Raw genomic sequence first — 14,110 nt, 5'->3', positions numbered from 1 at the left:
CAGATTGCCAACCGTTGATTACACAGGGTTCTGGATGAATCACTCTGCGGGGGGCTGTGAGGGCGAGAGCCAGTAGCTAGCCTGCCTGCGAAGCCAACGTCGGGGAGGCGCCATGCACGGGTCGCTCGAGGTGCGGAAGTACCTGTGGGAGCAGGACGACACGGTTGCCAAGGGCAGCGGGGTGCCGCTGCCGCGGAACGGAGAACCATCCCGGATCTCCGCGGAACAGGTGCACAGGGCGCGCATGGCCGTGGCCCGTGGCGCTTTGGGCGCCGAGGACTGCCGCATGCTGCTTGACATGCTGGGACTCGTGCCCAGTGAGGAGGACGGCATCCCGCCGGTGCGCCGGTAGGGGCGCTTCGCGACAAACGATTGGGCTGGGCCGGGACGTGGCCGAGAAGCCACGCCCCGGACCCCCGAGACGCACACCCCCCGGCGCCCGCCTCGGGCTGCCTGGCCGGAACATACCGAGCGGTCGGCTTATCCGGCAATGAATCTGTTTCACGGTGTCGCGGACAGCACAGCGTGACCTCGTTTCACCCGGTGGTGGGAGGCTGCGCGCGGGCGGTCCGAGGCGGTAGCTTGCGGTACCGCAAGTGATCACCGGAGCCGTCATGCCCCAGCAGCCCAGGGCCCAGGTCACCCGAGAATCGATCATGGTCGCCGCCGCGTCCGAGTTCGACCGGCTCGGCTATGCCGCTGTCCCGCTCAGCCTCATCCTGGAGCGCAGCGGCGTGTCCAAGGGGGCCTTCTACTTCCACTTCCCGTCCAAGATCGGGCTGGCCGCGGCCATCATGGCGGCCGAACAGGCGATCTGGCCGGAGCTCACCCGCCGCTGGGACGAACGCGGCCTGGACGCCCTGCGCACGCTGATCGGCTCCACCACCCAGGCCGTCGAGCTGATCTCCAACGACCCCATTGTGCGCGCGGGCGTGCGCCTGTCCACCGACCCCGAGCTGCACGCCTCCGGCCTGCGCCCGCAGTACCTGAACTGGGAGTCCCTGCTGACCGCGCTGCTGGAGCGGTCGCGGGAAGAGGGCCTGCTGCGAACCGGTGCCGACCCGGTGGCAGTGGCGCGGGTGCTCAACGCCGTGTTCGCTGGTAACCGGGAGATCGCCGCGGCCCTCACCGGGTACGCGGACTACGTCACCCGGATGGAGCAGGCGTGGCGAGTGCTGCTGCCTGCCATCGCCACCGAGGAGTGGCTGACCGACTGGCGAACCGCCCCCGGGTTCGGGGGCTGAGGAGGCATCACGTGACCAGTCCGGCCGAGGTCGCAGCGGCGACCCGGAAACCGCTGGTGAAGCTCGGCGGGGTCTTCATGACCTCGCCCCAGATGAACGCGCACACCAAGGCGCTCGAACTACCCAGGGGCGGCCTGTACTTCCGCGGCCGCGCCGCGGTGCTCGGCGACCCCTCGTCCACCGTGGTCGCCGAGCTGTACGGGATCTTCCCGAAGTGGCTGATGCACGCGGTGATCCCGCAGGTCACCCAGCTGCTGCCGGCCAAGGCCGCGGTCGCCGCCTACTCCGCGGCCTGCTGGGAGTGGGGCCGGGAAGCCCTGGCCGAGGTGCCGGCCGCCGAACGCACCGCCGAACTGCTGTTCCAGGTCAGCGACGCCGCCGACGCCGGCAACCTGCCGCTGTTCGCGGGCTGGCGCGAGGCCACCCGGCCCGAGGACGCCCCGGCCCGGCTCGCGCACGCGCTCAACCTGCTGCGCGAGTACCGCGGCGGCCTGCACTTCTGCGCGCTGCGGGCCTGCGGCATCGGCATCGACGAGGCGCTCGCGGTCAACCCGGAGAGCGGCAAGCAGATCATGACCAGGCTGGCCTGGCAGGAAGAGGAGGCCGACGCGCTGATCGCCGCCACCCAGGCCAAGCCCGACCTGCCGCGCCGCTGGCGCCAGGCCGAGGACCTGACCGACGAGGCGATGGGCCAGACCCTGGCCGCCACGCTGTCCGAGGCCGAGCTGGCCGAGTTCCGGGAACTGATGCTAGCGCTGCCGACCCCGTGACCTGGTGGATGGAGCAGTGGCGGAACTCACAAGAGTTCGCTGGCCGCTGCTCCATCCGGGGTTGGCGGCTCGGATGGGTGACTTCGGCCTGTCAGCGGACTGGACTTGATCGCCGGTCGCGGTTGGCGGGGAGCTGTTGGGGCTGGTAGGAGCGTTTCAGGACCCCCGATTTGGAACTTCCGCCCCCAGCCCCCTAAGCTATCCATGCTCCCAACGGAAAGCCGTTGGAGGTGCGGGAGAAGTTCTGATTCACTGAGTCAGAAGTATCCTGGCCCCCATCGTCTAGTGGCCTAGGACGCCGCCCTTTCAAGGCGGTAGCGCGGGTTCGAATCCCGTTGGGGGTACGCAACACAGCAAGACGGCAGTACAGCAAGGCCCAGTGGCGCAGTTGGTTAGCGCGCCGCCCTGTCACGGCGGAGGTCGCGGGTTCGAGTCCCGTCTGGGTCGCGCGAAGGGGTTCGCTCCGTGGAGCGGACCCCTTTCGGCCAGGTAGCTCAGTTGGTACGAGCGACCGCCTGAAAAGCGGTAGGTCGGCGGTTCGACCCCGCCCCTGGCCACCGAAATGGGAGCCCCCTGCTTGCCCGCGGGGGGCTTCGCTTTTTTCGGTGGTCTTCGACCCGGGGGGCCGAGCCCCCCGGACCCCCACGGTGCGAGCGGTGCCGAACCAGCGTGGTTGCGCGTGGGCTTGCGTGGTCGGGTTATCCACAGGTTGTCCACAGGTGTTAACGGTTAATGCTCGTTGGTTAACTGTTAACGCGGATTTGGTCTGCCGGTTGTTTGGGGTGGCGTTCTAGCTTTGGGCTCCCTGCTTTGAGAGGAGCCCTGTGATGAGGGCGATTATCCCCGCGGTTGTACTTTTGTTGGCACTTCCTGCCTACGCTTCGGCTGCGCCTGAAGGCGGTGGTGTTATTGGTAAATGGATTGATCCTGCCAGTGGGGAGGTTGTGGTTTCTGTTGGTGATGAATCCACTGCTTCTCAGGTTCGGCGGGCCGGGGGGCGCGCTCAAGTGATGCCGCGCGGGCGGGCTGAGCTTGATGGGGTGGCTCGGCGGGTTGGCGAGCTTGCCGTCGGACCCACCGGGGTGACCTCCTGGGGTATCGATCCCGTGAGTGCGCAGGTGGTGGTGCGCACCATCGCGTCCGCTGATGCCTCCGTCGTCGAGCGCGTGCGGGCGTTTGGCGAGGCTGTGCGGGTTGTGGTGGATGCTGCTGCGCCGGTGCAGCAGGGTGGTGAGGTGCGGACGGGGAATCCGTGGTGGCCGGGGAGTGAGAGCAACTGTTCTGTGGGGTTTGGGGCTACGGATTCTGGTGGGGGGAAGCATTTCTTGACTGCTGGGCATTGCACCAATGATGTCAATCAGGCTGCTTATGGGCAGTCTGGGCAGCAGAATCGGATCGGGACTTCCAACTTTGGGGGTTCGCGCAGTGTCAATGCCCGTGAAGGGGATATGGGGGTTGTTTCCGTTACCGAGCCGGGGTGGAGTTTGTCTCCGGCGGTGAACACGTGGGGTGGGGCTGCGGTCACTGTGGCGGGGGTTGTGGAGCCGGTGGTCAACCAGGCGGTGTGTCACTCGGGGAACACGTCGAAGTGGCAGTGTGGGCGGGTTACGGCGGTCAATCAGACGATCAACTACGGGAACGTGGTCATCGAGGGGTTGGCCACGACCACTGCTTGTTCCAAGGGTGGGGACTCTGGTGGGGGGTGGCTGGTTGGGGACAAGGCTGTGGGGCTGCACTCGGGTGGGCAGTCGTCCTGTGAGCCGGGTGGGGCTGACAACCAGTCGATCTTCCAGCCGGTGGGCGAGGCGTTGAAGAAGTGGGGGCTGACGTTGGTGACCGGTGGGAGTAGTGGGGATACCGAGGCGCCTTCGGTGCCGGGGAACCTGCGGGCTACCGGGAGCACGTCCTCCTCTGTTGCGCTGGCTTGGGATGCGGCGACTGACAACGTTGGGGTGACTGGGTACGACGTGTATCGCGGGGACGCGGTGGTGGCCAGTGCGGAGGGGACCTCGGCGACTGTTTCCGGGCTGACCGCGGATACCGAGTACTCGTTTGTGGTGCGGGCTCGGGATGCGGCCGGGAACCGGTCGGGGGCCAGTGCGGCGGTGACGGCTCGGACGGCGAAGGGGGATGCGGGGGCTCGGACCTTCAGCAATGCCAACGCTTATCCGATTCGGGACTTCGCGGTGGCGGTCAGTCCGGTGCGGTCCACTGCCGGTGGGGTGGCCGCGGTGCCGGTGACCGTGGTGGTGAATGCCTCGCACACTTGTCAGGAGGACCTGAACATCAACCTGGTGGGGCCTTCTGGGCGGTACTACTCGCTGCACCGGGCCGGCGGGTTCGAGTGTCATGCGTTTCCGGGGTCTCGGACCTTTACCGTGCGGACCTCGGAGCAGGCTGGGGGGAACTGGGTGTTGTGGATCGGGGACAACGGGGCTGGGGATACCGGGACCTTGAGCAGCTGGTCCATCTCGGTGTGATGGGACGGGGCGCTCCTTGTTGGGGCGCCCCGTTTTTCACGGCCAGGTCCAGTGGAAGCCGTAGGTTCCGGGGCCGAAGTCCGTTGCCACGCCGTGGACTGAGGTGAGTTCGTCCAGGTGGACCTGGTCCTCGTGGGTGGTGGTTTGGGTTGTTGTTCTGCGGGTGATTGTTGCTGGGGGGCAGGTGGGGTCGAAGCGGACTTCCAGGACGTACTCGCGGACGGGGAGGCGGAACTTGCGTTCGTAGTTGGTGGCGGTGGGGTGCGGGGCGTGGTTGCGGAGCTCGTGTTCGGTGATGATGGTTTCGTTGCGGCGCAAGGGTTTGGGGAAGAGGAGCTCGGCGGTCAGCAGGCCGGTGCTGGGGTTTGCGGAGGTTCGGCCCAGGGTGCAGTGGCGCAGGGGGCGGACCTCGGGGAGGGGGTGGTCGTGCTCGTCCAGGTGCAGGATGACCACCCAGCGGTCGGGGCCGTCGGCGTTGGCCCTGAGCACCTGGCGGGAGACGGAGGTCAGCTCCTCGCGGTGCGGGCCGATGTGGATGGTGTCGTGCTGGCTGAGGCGGGTCAGGCGGGTGTCCCAGCTGGTGTTGATCTCGGTGAGGGCTTCGGCCACCTCGGTGGGGGCCGGCCAGAAGGCGTCGATGTCCGGCGGGTCGGTGAGCCGGTGCGGACCGCGGGGGCGGGGTGGGCCCAGCAGGGTGGTCAGCGAGCCCCGGGGGACTTCCAGGACCTCTTCCAGGTGGTGCAGGGCGGTCAGGGACTCGTGGCGCTCGGGGCGGCTGCGGCCGGACTGCCAGTAGCTGAGGGTGGCCGCGGAGATGGTGATGCCCCTGGTGCGCAGGCGTTCGCGGATGCGGTGCAGGCCAAGGCCGCGGCCGGCGATCGCGGCGCGCAGGGCGGTGGCGAACGGGTCCGGCTGGTGCTCCGGCGGCATGCTGGGAGCGTAGGTGCTCAGAAGCGGGGGAACCAGTCGTCGTCGAAGTGCACCACGACCAGGCTCTGGTCGTCGTGCCGCTTCGGGCGCGGCCACTTGCGGCCGTCCGGGTCGGACTCCTCGGCCTTGCGCACCGCGTCCAGCACCGTGTGCAGGCCGTCCTGCACCGCCTGGTCGTAGAGCGCGGTCCAGTCGGCGAACACGCCGTAGTCGTCCACGCCGCAGGAGACGCCGTCGCTGGCCATCACGATCGCCTGCACCTGGTCCCGCATCCAGCTCGCCCGCATGGCCTGCTTGGCCGCGTCCGGGTCGGCCTCGGCCACCCAGAAGCCGCCCTGGCGGTTGCGCCACTGGCCCACCTCGGTCGCCGAGGCGCGCAGCGCGTCCGCGTGGCCGGTGGAGAAACCCGCGCCCTCGCGGAGCTGGTCGCGATAGCCAGTGCGGCGCGGGACGGCCAGGTTCGCCAGCCGGGTGTCGGAGAGCACGTGCACGTCGCCGACGGTGAAGGCCACCACCGGGCTGTCCGCCAGCACCAGGGCGTCCACCCGCTCGTCGTCCCAGCGCAGCAGCGCCACCGTGCTGGAGGGGGCCTTGCCCGGCTCCAGGCCGTGGTCGGCGGCCACCTGGCTGATGCAGGCGGCCAGCAGCTCGGCCAGGTCGATGTCGGGCTGCGCGGTCAGCTCGCGGCGCAGCCGGTCGCCGAGGCGCTCGGCGTACCAGCCGCCGGTGTGGCGCCCAGGTTCCAGCTGGGTCGCGCCGTCCAGCAGCACCACCGCGTTCGGCAGGACCACGATGCGGTCCTCGCTCTCGGCGGACCCGCCGGTCAGCTGGACCCCTGCTCGTTCAGCCATTTCGATCGCCGGCACGTCCGGGACCCTAATGCGAAAACCCGGAAAAGCCTGCTACCGCTCGGTTTTCCACTCAGCCGGAGTACGCAGCGCCACGAACGGCACAAAGAACTGGGCAAGTGGACCAATGGTGATCGCGTACAGCAGGGTGCCGATGCCGATCGTGCCGCCGAGCAGGAAACCCACCGCCAGCACGGTGATCTCGATCCCGGTGCGCACCAGGCGGATCGACCAGCCGGTGCGCGCGCACAGCCCGGTCATCAGCCCGTCCCTCGGCCCCGGCCCGAGCCGGGCGCCGATGTAGGCGGCGGTGGCCAGGCCGTTCAGCACGATCGCCGAGACCAGGAACACCGCGCGCAGCCACCAGGACGAAGGCGCGGGCAGCAGGTACAGCGAGGCGTCCACCGCGACCGCGATCAGCACCACGTTGGCCACCGTGCCGATGCCCGGCCGCTGCCGCAGCGGGATCCAGCCCAGCAGCACGATCACCCCGGTGATCGCCGTGACGGTGCCGAAGCTGACCGGGATGTGCCTGGTCAGGCCCTCGTGCAGGACGTCCCACGGGTCGAGGCCGAGCCCGGCCCTGATCATCAGCGCCATGCTCGCGCCGTAGAGCAGCAGCCCGGCCAGCAGCTGGCTGAGCCGCCGCAGCGGCCGGTCCGCCACGGGCAGCGGGTGCAGGGGGATCGTCGGGGAGGCCATGCGGCCATCCTCTGCCGGGATTGGCCTTTACTTCGAGGGCCAAAGTGGAAAAATTGGCCCACATGAGCCAGGCACTGCCCACCGGTGGCCGGATCTCCGCGCCGCACCTCGCCGACCTGCTCGGCTGCTGGCGCGACGGGCCGAACCGGGGCCAGTCCGCCGACCTGGCCGCCGCGCTGCGGTTGCTGGTGCTGGAGGGCCGGTTGCCCGCGGGCACCCGGCTGCCCGCGGAACGGGAGCTGGCCCAGGCGCTCAACCTCAGCCGCACCACGGTCACCGCGATGCTGGACCGGCTGCGCGAACAGGACCTGATCGCCAGCCGCCGCGGCGCGGGCTCCTGGATCACCCTGCCCGGCAAGGAGCTCGGGCCGCAGGGGTTCACCTCGCTGCCGGAGGACGAGACGATCAACCTGGCCCAGGCCACCCCGGCCGCGCCTGCCGAACTGGCCGCCGCGGTGGACGCGGCCCGGCTGCGCCTGCCCGGGTACCTGAGCGGCCCCGGCTACGCCCCGATGGGGCTGCCGGTGCTGCGGGAACGCATCGCCGAGCGCTACACCCGGCGCGGCCTGCCCACCGGCTCGGACCAGGTCATGATCACCTCGGGCGCGCAGCACGCGCTGGCACTGGCGCTGCGGCTGCTGGTCATGCCCGGCCAGCGGGTGCTGCTGGAGAACCCGACCTACCCGAACGCGGTGGACGGCATCCGGGCCGCGCACGCCCAGCCGGTGCCGGTGGCGATGGCCCCGGACGGCTGGGACCTGCCCGGCATCGAGGCCACCCTGCGCCAGGTCGCGCCCCGGCTGGCCTACCTGATCCCGGACTTCCAGAACCCGACCGGCCTGCGCCTGTCCGCGCAGGGCCGGGAGCAGCTGGCCGCCGCGCTGCGCCGGACCAGGACGCTGGCGCTGGTGGACGAGACCCTGGCCGAGCTGGACCTGGACGGCGACCCGCTGGACGGCCCACCGCCGCTGGCCGCCTTCGCCGAAGGGCTGGTGCTCACCGCGGGCTCGGCGTCCAAGATGCTCTGGGGCGGCCTGCGCCTGGGCTGGTTGCGCGGACCGGTGGAGCTGATCCGGCAGCTGGCCGGGGTGCGCGCCTCCATCGACCTCGGTTCCTCGGTGCTGGACCAGCTGGTGCTCACCGAGCTGCTCACCGACCCCGAGCCGCTGCTGGCCCGCAGGCGCGCCCACTTCGCCACCGCGCGGGACGTCCTGGTGGACGCGCTGCGGGCCCGGCTGCCCGCCTGGACCGTGCGCCGCCCGGCCGGCGGGCTGAGCCTGTGGTGCGAGCTGGACGGGCCGATCAGCACCCGGCTGGCCGCCGCCGCGATCAACCACGGCCTGCACCTGGTGCCGGGCCCCCGCTTCGGGGTCAACGGCGGTCTGGAGCGGTGGCTGCGGCTGTCCTTCGCCCAGGAGCCCGCGGTGCTCACCGAGGCGGCGAACCGGCTGGCCCGCGCCGCCGCCACCCTCACCGGTGCCGCCGACGACCTACTCGCAGTGACCTGACCTGGGCAAATAAGGAGCCCCGGTACCGCGGGGGCAACGCGGTACCGGGGCTGCGCACCCAACACGGCCGGGCGCGGTCGGCCGGTTGGGAGATCGGGGGCGTGTCCACAGGACGCTGGCTTCCTTCGTCGGCGTTGCTCGGGAAATCCGGCAACTGCGGCAACGAAGCGCCGATCACTGCTTCACGCGGGTGGTTGTCCCTGCTCAACGCAGGTGCGGCGAAACGGCCGCGCCAGGAATGCCGCTCGGATGGCGCAAGCCGTCACTGGCTGTGCGCACACCGGTGGCGTGTTACCGACTCAGTCAGTCGGGCGAGGTGGGCGGCAGGCCCGGGGTGTTGCTCGGCGAGCCCGCGTTGCGCGGGTGCTCGACGGTCACCAGGCTCGGCTTCGGCAGCTGCGGAAGCGGGGCGGTGACCAGGGCGGTGGCACCACGGGCACCACCGTTGTCGGAAGCCGTGCCGCCCAGCGAGGCCGAGGACGGCGCGCTGGGGGCTGGTTTCCGCGGATCGGGCATGGGCAGGTCGGGCCCGTCGTCCTGCTTGGGCCTGGTGCCGGCCGGCGGCTCGGCGGCCTTGGGCTCGACCGTGCGGACCGTGACCATCGGGCGGGAGCTCAGCACGGGCGCGGCAGGCGGCGTCTCCACCACCACCGGCTCGACGACTGGCTCAACCGGCGCGGGCTGCTGGACCGGCGGCGGTGGTGGCGGCGGGGCCTGCCGCGGCGGGCGGACCGCGCTGACCGACCCCTCGGCGGACTTCGCGGTGCGGGTCGACCTGATCGGCGCCGGCGCCGGACCGTCCTGTTCGGGCAGCGGCCGCACCTCGTCGGAGCCGACGGCGACCATGCCGCCACCACTGGCGTCGGCCTCGTCGTGGCTGGTCAGCGGGGTAGCGGTGCCGCGGAGCGCGGTGCCGGGGCGGTCCAGCCGGGCGGTGACCCGCTCGGTGATGCGTGCGCCGAGGCCACCGGCCCGCGCGACGGCATCCGTCTTGGCCGGCTCCTGGACTTCCGAAACGGTCGACGGGCTCAGAACGTCTGCGCGGGCCGGTGACTCGTCGGCATGGGCGGCGACAGCTCCGGCCAGCCAGGCGGCCGCAGCCAGGCCGCTGGCAATGGCCAGCCGGACGGCAACGACGCGCAGCCTCTCTCCCCGGCTGCGCACCGCCCCGGCGCTGGTCACCGTCACCACCACCTACCGATCACCGGACGACTGAAGGAAAGACAGATCTCTTCCTGGGTTCGTCAACCATGGTTGGCCCGTTTGCCGGTATGCGCGAGCGTACTGACCGGTTTCCACCCGGAGGTGGGTCGTGTTGCTCCGGACGTGCGCCAAACGATCACCCTGCGTCGATAACACCAGGTAGGCAAGCGATTTCCCGAGCTGGCCAACCGGTGCCCAGTCACCGAGGGCAAGTGTCATCCGGGCGAGTGACCGCGGTAACGCCTTCGGGCGGCTGACGGATCCCGGACCGCCCCCGCTGCTTCCAAGTGCCTGCCGAGTCGCCGACGCAGGGGAGAGCCGATGGACCCGGAGTGGCAGGACCTCATCAACCGCTACGCCAGGCTGGTGTGGGCGGTCGCCCGCTCGCACCGCCTGGACGACCAGGAAGCCGCCGACGTCAGCCAGACCACCTGGCTGAAACTGGCCGAACACCGCCACGCGCTGACCGCCCCGGACCGCGTCCAGGCCTGGCTGGTCACCACCGCCCGCCGCGAGTCGCTGCGCACCCTGGCCGCCCGCCACCGCGAACACCCCCTCGACCTGGACACCCTGGGCCGCGTGGCACACCTGGACCGCTTCCGCGCCCCGGACCCGGCGGACCTGGTCGTCCAAGGCGACCGCGCGGGCCGGCTCTGGCGAGCTTTCGCCCGAATGCCGTTGCGCTGCAGGCAGTTGCTCTGGATCGCCGCCTACGCCCCGGACCTGCCGTACACCCGGATCGCCGAACTGCTGGCCATGCCACTGGGCAGCATCGGCCCCACCAGAGGCCGGTGCCTGGCCGCCTTGCGCCGCCGCCTGGTCGGCGAGCTGGGAGCAGCGGGATGACCGACGACGACCTCTTCGCCGAACTCACCCAGACGGTCTCCGCCACCGACCCACTGCCACCCGCGGTCCTCGCCGCGGCCAGGGCCGCCGGGAACCTGCCGCCAGTCCATGGCCTCCGGCTGCGCGAGGTGGAACAGGGCATGCGCGCCGGTGCGGACCTGATCGTGTTGTCCGCCTACGGCATCACGGTCCGGGTGGAGCTCGGCGACCCGCTCACCGGCGTGGTCACCGGCACCGCGGGCAGGATCGAGGCCCGCACCCCGGACGGCTCCTGGTTCGCCGAGATCGACGCGACTGGCCGGTTCACCATCGAGGGCGTGCCGCACGGCCCGCTGAGCCTGCGCGTGCACGGCGAGGCCCTCCTGGTCGGGGAGTGGTTGACGTGGTGAGCCTGGTCGACCGGGCCGCGACCGAGCCCGATCTGGTGCTGCGCCAGGCCGTCGCCGGTCTGCCGACGGCCAGAGGCGCCGAGCTGGTGAGCCTGCGGCTGGCGGCCTGCCTCGCGCATGTGGAGCTGGGCGAGCCCAACCCGGCCGCCCGGCACGCCCGGCTGGCCCTGGCCGCGGCGGAACGGGCCGGGCTGACCGGGCTGACCGCGTCGGTGCGGCTGGCCAGGGCCTGGCTCGCGGTCGACCGGGGACGCCCAAGAGCGGCGCTGGCCGAACTGGACCGGGCCGTCGGACTGCGCGGGATCGAGCTGGCCAAGGCCCGGTGCCTGCGCGGGGCGGCGCTGTTCGCGTTGCGGGAACCGGCGGAGACGGAGCTGACCGCGGCCGTGGCGGGCCTGGACGCAGCGCCACGGTGGCTGGCCAACGCGCTCATCGTGCGCGGCGCGGACGCCTGCTACCGAGGGCAGGCGGCTCGTGGCCGGACGGATTTCGCTGCGGCGGAACGGGTTCTGGCCGGACTCGGGTTGACCGAGCGGGCCGCGGTGTGCGTGCACAACCAGGGGTTCGCGGCCTTGCGGGAGGGGGATCCCGTTGCGGCGCTCCGGTTGTTCGACGCCGCCGAGCGGGCGGGCGCGGATCCGCTGCGGCATCCGGAGATGTTGCTCGACCGGGCCGAGGCGCTCGAACCGGCGGAGGCGCTGCCGGTGCTGCGGAAGGCGGTGGCGCTGCTCGCGGCGGCGGGGAAGGGGCGGAAGCTGGCTGAGGCGAAGGTGGCGTTGGCGCGCTGTGCGTTGCGGGACAAGGACTTCCGGGCCGCCGAGGCCGCGGCGCTTGCCGCGGTGGAGCTGTTCCGGCAGCAGCGGCGGCCCGGGTGGGCGGCGCTGGCCAGGGCGCTGGCGCTGCGGGCGGCGTTGGCGGTGGGGAGCACACCCGCGCGGTGGTCGGCGGCGGGCCGGGTGGCCGCGTTGTGCGCGCGGGCCGGGTGGCCTGAGGACGCCGAGGAGCTGCGGCTGGTCGCGGGGCGGGCCGCCCGGCGGGACGGGCGGGAAGCCTTGGGGCGCAAGCTGCTCGGCCAGGTGTGCGGCGCGGGGCGGTGGCGGGCGCGGGCGGAGCTGGCCGGTGCCGGCGAGGTGCTGGCCGTGTGCCGGAGGGGGCTGCGGGCCGGGTGGGATCCGGAGCTGGCCGAGATCGGGCTGGGAGCCGCGTTGGCCAGTGGCGATGCTGGGGCGGCGCTGCGCTGGGCTCGGCGGTGCCGGGGTGATGGGGCGTTGGGGACGCTGGAGTACTTCGTGCACCGCGGAGAGGTCTGGGTCGGCAGCGCGGGCCGGGTGCGGCGGATGGCCGGACTGGGCGAGGTCGAGTGGGAGCTGGCCGGGGTGCGCCTGGGCAGTGGGTCTGTGGCCCGGCTGGAGCGGTTGCTGTTGCCGGAGCTGGGTTCCGGGCCGGTGCTGGTGCTGGCGCCGGTTGAACTGGCCGGGGTGCCGTGGAACGGGTTGCCCTCGCTGGCTGGGCGGGAGGTCTCGGTGCTGCCGCCGGGCTGGGGGCCGGGCCGCGTGCGGGGCGGGGAGCCGTTGTGGGTGGCGGGGCCGGGGTTGCCGGGGGCCGAGGCCGAGGTGCGGGAGCTGCACCGGGAGTTCGGCGGCCGCCTGCTCACCGGGTTCCGGGCGACCGTGGCGCGGACCTTGCGGGCCGTGGCGGAGGCGGGGCTGGTGCACGTGGCCGCGCACGGTCGTCAGCAGGGCGCGGGGCTGGAGCTGGCCGATGGGCGGTTGCGGGTGGCCGAGTTGCTGGGGCTGGCGGCTGGGCCGGTGGTGTTGTCCGCGTGCGGGGCTGGGCGGGCGCTGGGGCGGGGGTGTGGGGTGGTGGTGGCGAGTGTGCTGGACGTGGCTGATGCCGGCACCGGCGCGCTGATGCTGGAGCTGCACCGGCGGTTGCGCGCCGAACCCCCGGCGGCCGCGTTGGCCGCGGTGCAGCGGGTGCACGGGCACCGGGGGTTCGTCTGCGTGGGTCAGGAGGTCAGTTTGGCCAGGCGGAGCAGGGCTTCGTCGAGGACCTCGTCGCGTTTGCAGTAGGCGAAGCGGACCAGGTGGCGGGCGGTGGCCGGGTCGTCGCAGAAGACCTGGACCGGGATGGCGGCCACGCCGATGCGTTCGGGGAGCTCGCGGCAGAGGGTGGCGCCGTCGTCGAAGCCGAGGGGGCGGACGTCGGTGCAGATGAAGTAGGTGCCTTCGCTGGGCAGGACCTTGAAGCCCGCGTCGGACAGGCCCCCGGCCAGGCGGTCGCGTTTGCGTTGCAGGTCCTGGCGGAGGTTCTTCACCCAGGGCAGCTCGGTGCGCAGGGCGTGCGCCACGGCGGGCTGGAAGGGGGCGCCCGCGACGAAGGTGATGAACTGCTTGGCAGCGCGGACCGCGGCGATCAGGTCCGGCCTGCCGCAGACCCAGCCGATCTTCCAGCCGGTGGCGTTGAAGGTCTTGCCGCAGCTGGAGATGGTCAGGGTGCGCTCGGCCATGCCGGGCAGGGTGCCGATGGGGTGGTGCGCGCGGCCGTCGTAGAGCAGGTGTTCGTAGACCTCGTCGGAGATCACCAGGAAGTCGTGCCGCTGGGCCAGCTCGGCGATCTCGGCCAGCTCGGCGTCGGTCAGCACGGTGCCGGTGGGGTTGTGCGGGGTGTTGAGCAGCAGCGCCTTGGTCTTCGGGCCCGCGGCGGCGCGCAGGGCCTCGATGTCCAGGGTGAAGCGGCCGGTTTCCGGGTCCGGGCGCAGGGCCACCGCGCGGCGCACGCCGCCTGCCATGGCGACCGAGGCGGCGTAGGAGTCGTAGTAGGGCTCGATCAGGATGACCTCGTCGCCCGGTTCGACCAGGGCGATCAGGCTGGCCGCGATCGCTTCCGTGGCGCCCACGGTGACCAGGACCTGGGTGTCCGGGTCGAACTCCTGGCCGTACTGGCCCGCGCGGTGCTCGGCGATCGCGGCGCGCAGCTCGGGGCGGCCGGGACCGGGCGGGTACTGGTTGATCCCGTCCGCGATCGCCTGCTGGGCGGCGGCGAGCATCGAGGCGGGACCGTCGGTGTCGGGGAAGCCCTGACCCAGGTTGACCGCGCCGGTGCGCTGCGCCAACGCCGTCATCTCGGCGAAGATCGTCGAGGTGAACGGCTGGAGCCGGGAGACGAGAGCGGGAATGGTCACGGGAGT

13 protein-coding genes, 3 tRNA genes and 1 pseudogene are annotated in these 14,110 nt (G+C 71.9%); 12 read left to right on the top strand and 5 right to left on the bottom strand.

Annotation, left to right across the window (positions count from 1 at the left end; translation table 11 throughout):
• Nucleotides 1–112 precede the first annotated feature (112 nt).
• From N8J89_RS39590 to N8J89_RS39560, 8 genes and pseudogenes are all read left to right on the top strand, one after another.
• Nucleotides 113–352 carry a hypothetical protein gene (locus tag N8J89_RS39590; protein WP_283661978.1) on the top strand — a complete coding sequence of 80 codons (240 nt, stop codon included), beginning with the start codon at nt 113–115 and terminating at the stop codon, nt 350–352.
• A 262-nt stretch (nt 353–614) separates the two neighbouring features.
• Nucleotides 615–1,244, top strand: a complete 630-nt coding sequence (locus N8J89_RS39585; protein ID WP_283661977.1) for a ScbR family autoregulator-binding transcription factor — start codon at nt 615–617, stop codon at nt 1,242–1,244.
• Between the two features lie 11 nt (nt 1,245–1,255).
• Nucleotides 1,256–2,014, top strand: a complete 759-nt coding sequence (locus tag N8J89_RS39580; RefSeq protein ID WP_283661976.1) for an SCO6745 family protein — start codon at nt 1,256–1,258, stop codon at nt 2,012–2,014.
• 271 nt (nt 2,015–2,285) lie between these two features.
• Nucleotides 2,286–2,358, top strand: a tRNA-Glu gene (locus tag N8J89_RS39575).
• Nucleotides 2,359–2,387: 29 nt separating this feature from the next.
• A tRNA-Asp gene (locus N8J89_RS39570) sits at nt 2,388–2,461 on the top strand.
• 36 nt (nt 2,462–2,497) lie between these two features.
• Nucleotides 2,498–2,571, top strand: a tRNA-Phe gene (locus N8J89_RS39565).
• A 270-nt stretch (nt 2,572–2,841) separates the two neighbouring features.
• Nucleotides 2,842–3,012, top strand: a pseudogene (locus N8J89_RS42045) (hypothetical protein); the annotation flags it as partial.
• Nucleotides 3,013–3,120: 108 nt separating this feature from the next.
• Entirely contained in the window at nt 3,121–4,494 is a 1,374-nt protein-coding gene (locus tag N8J89_RS39560; RefSeq protein WP_283661975.1) for a proprotein convertase P-domain-containing protein, read from the top strand.
• Between the two features lie 36 nt (nt 4,495–4,530).
• On the opposite strand, the gene N8J89_RS39555 is transcribed toward N8J89_RS39560, so the two are convergent.
• Genes N8J89_RS39555 through yczE form a run of 3 tightly spaced genes read right to left on the bottom strand, consistent with a single transcriptional unit; the run spans nt 4,531 to nt 6,974 of the window.
• Nucleotides 4,531–5,424, bottom strand: a complete 894-nt coding sequence (locus N8J89_RS39555) for a helix-turn-helix domain-containing protein (protein ID WP_283661974.1) — start codon at nt 5,422–5,424, stop codon at nt 4,531–4,533.
• A 17-nt stretch (nt 5,425–5,441) separates the two neighbouring features.
• Nucleotides 5,442–6,290: a protein phosphatase 2C domain-containing protein gene (locus tag N8J89_RS39550; RefSeq protein WP_283661973.1), complete on the bottom strand. Its 849-nt coding sequence runs from the start codon at nt 6,288–6,290 to the stop codon at nt 5,442–5,444.
• A gap of 36 nt (nt 6,291–6,326) precedes the next feature.
• On the bottom strand, nt 6,327–6,974 hold the full coding sequence (yczE, locus tag N8J89_RS39545; protein WP_283661972.1) for a membrane protein YczE: 648 nt from the start codon (nt 6,972–6,974) through the stop codon (nt 6,327–6,329).
• 62 nt (nt 6,975–7,036) lie between these two features.
• Here yczE and yczR point away from each other — a divergent pair, with 62 nt between their 5' ends.
• Entirely contained in the window at nt 7,037–8,482 is a 1,446-nt protein-coding gene (yczR, locus tag N8J89_RS39540) for a MocR-like transcription factor YczR (RefSeq protein WP_283661971.1), read from the top strand.
• A gap of 303 nt (nt 8,483–8,785) precedes the next feature.
• Here yczR and N8J89_RS39535 read toward each other — a convergent pair whose 3' ends face one another.
• Nucleotides 8,786–9,664 (bottom strand): hypothetical protein, encoded by an 879-nt coding sequence (locus N8J89_RS39535; protein ID WP_283661970.1) that lies wholly within the window; start codon nt 9,662–9,664, stop codon nt 8,786–8,788.
• Between the two features lie 342 nt (nt 9,665–10,006).
• On the opposite strand from N8J89_RS39535, the gene N8J89_RS39530 reads away from it, so the two are divergent.
• Genes N8J89_RS39530 through N8J89_RS39520 form a run of 3 tightly spaced genes read left to right on the top strand, consistent with a single transcriptional unit; the run spans nt 10,007 to nt 12,992 of the window.
• Entirely contained in the window at nt 10,007–10,531 is a 525-nt protein-coding gene (locus N8J89_RS39530) for an RNA polymerase sigma factor (RefSeq protein WP_283661969.1), read from the top strand.
• Entirely contained in the window at nt 10,528–10,920 is a 393-nt protein-coding gene (locus N8J89_RS39525) for a hypothetical protein (protein ID WP_283661968.1), read from the top strand. Before N8J89_RS39530 ends, N8J89_RS39525 begins: the two co-directional genes overlap by 4 nt.
• A complete protein-coding gene (locus N8J89_RS39520; RefSeq protein ID WP_283661967.1) occupies nt 10,917–12,992 on the top strand; it encodes a CHAT domain-containing protein in 2,076 nt (691 codons plus the stop codon). Before N8J89_RS39525 ends, N8J89_RS39520 begins: the two co-directional genes overlap by 4 nt.
• On the opposite strand, the gene N8J89_RS39515 is transcribed toward N8J89_RS39520, so the two are convergent.
• The gene (locus tag N8J89_RS39515) at nt 12,929–14,104 is read right to left on the bottom strand and encodes a pyridoxal phosphate-dependent aminotransferase (RefSeq protein WP_283661966.1); all 1,176 of its coding nucleotides are present in this window, start codon (nt 14,102–14,104) and stop codon (nt 12,929–12,931) included. The two genes, N8J89_RS39520 and N8J89_RS39515, sit on opposite strands and share 64 nt — an antisense overlap.
• Nucleotides 14,105–14,110: the final 6 nt, after the last annotated feature.

Source organism: Crossiella sp. CA-258035, assembly GCF_030064675.1.
GTDB lineage: Bacteria > Actinomycetota > Actinomycetes > Mycobacteriales > Pseudonocardiaceae > Crossiella.
The sequence above is the reverse complement of the archived record's forward strand: the minus strand, read 5'-3'. Positions and strand labels throughout refer to the sequence as shown.

Excerpts from the sequence above, each read along its gene's own strand:
- N8J89_RS39590 (WP_283661978.1), top strand. The coding sequence starts at position 113 with ATGCACGGGTCGCTCGAGGTGCGGAAGTACCTGTGGGAGCAGGACGAC.
- N8J89_RS39585 (WP_283661977.1), top strand. The coding sequence starts at position 615 with ATGCCCCAGCAGCCCAGGGCCCAGGTCACCCGAGAATCGATCATGGTC.
- N8J89_RS39555 (WP_283661974.1), bottom strand. The coding sequence starts at position 5,424 with ATGCCGCCGGAGCACCAGCCGGACCCGTTCGCCACCGCCCTGCGCGCC.
- yczE (WP_283661972.1), bottom strand. The coding sequence starts at position 6,974 with ATGGCCTCCCCGACGATCCCCCTGCACCCGCTGCCCGTGGCGGACCGG.
- yczR (WP_283661971.1), top strand. The coding sequence starts at position 7,037 with ATGAGCCAGGCACTGCCCACCGGTGGCCGGATCTCCGCGCCGCACCTC.
- N8J89_RS39530 (WP_283661969.1), top strand. The coding sequence starts at position 10,007 with ATGGACCCGGAGTGGCAGGACCTCATCAACCGCTACGCCAGGCTGGTG.
- N8J89_RS39525 (WP_283661968.1), top strand. The coding sequence starts at position 10,528 with ATGACCGACGACGACCTCTTCGCCGAACTCACCCAGACGGTCTCCGCC.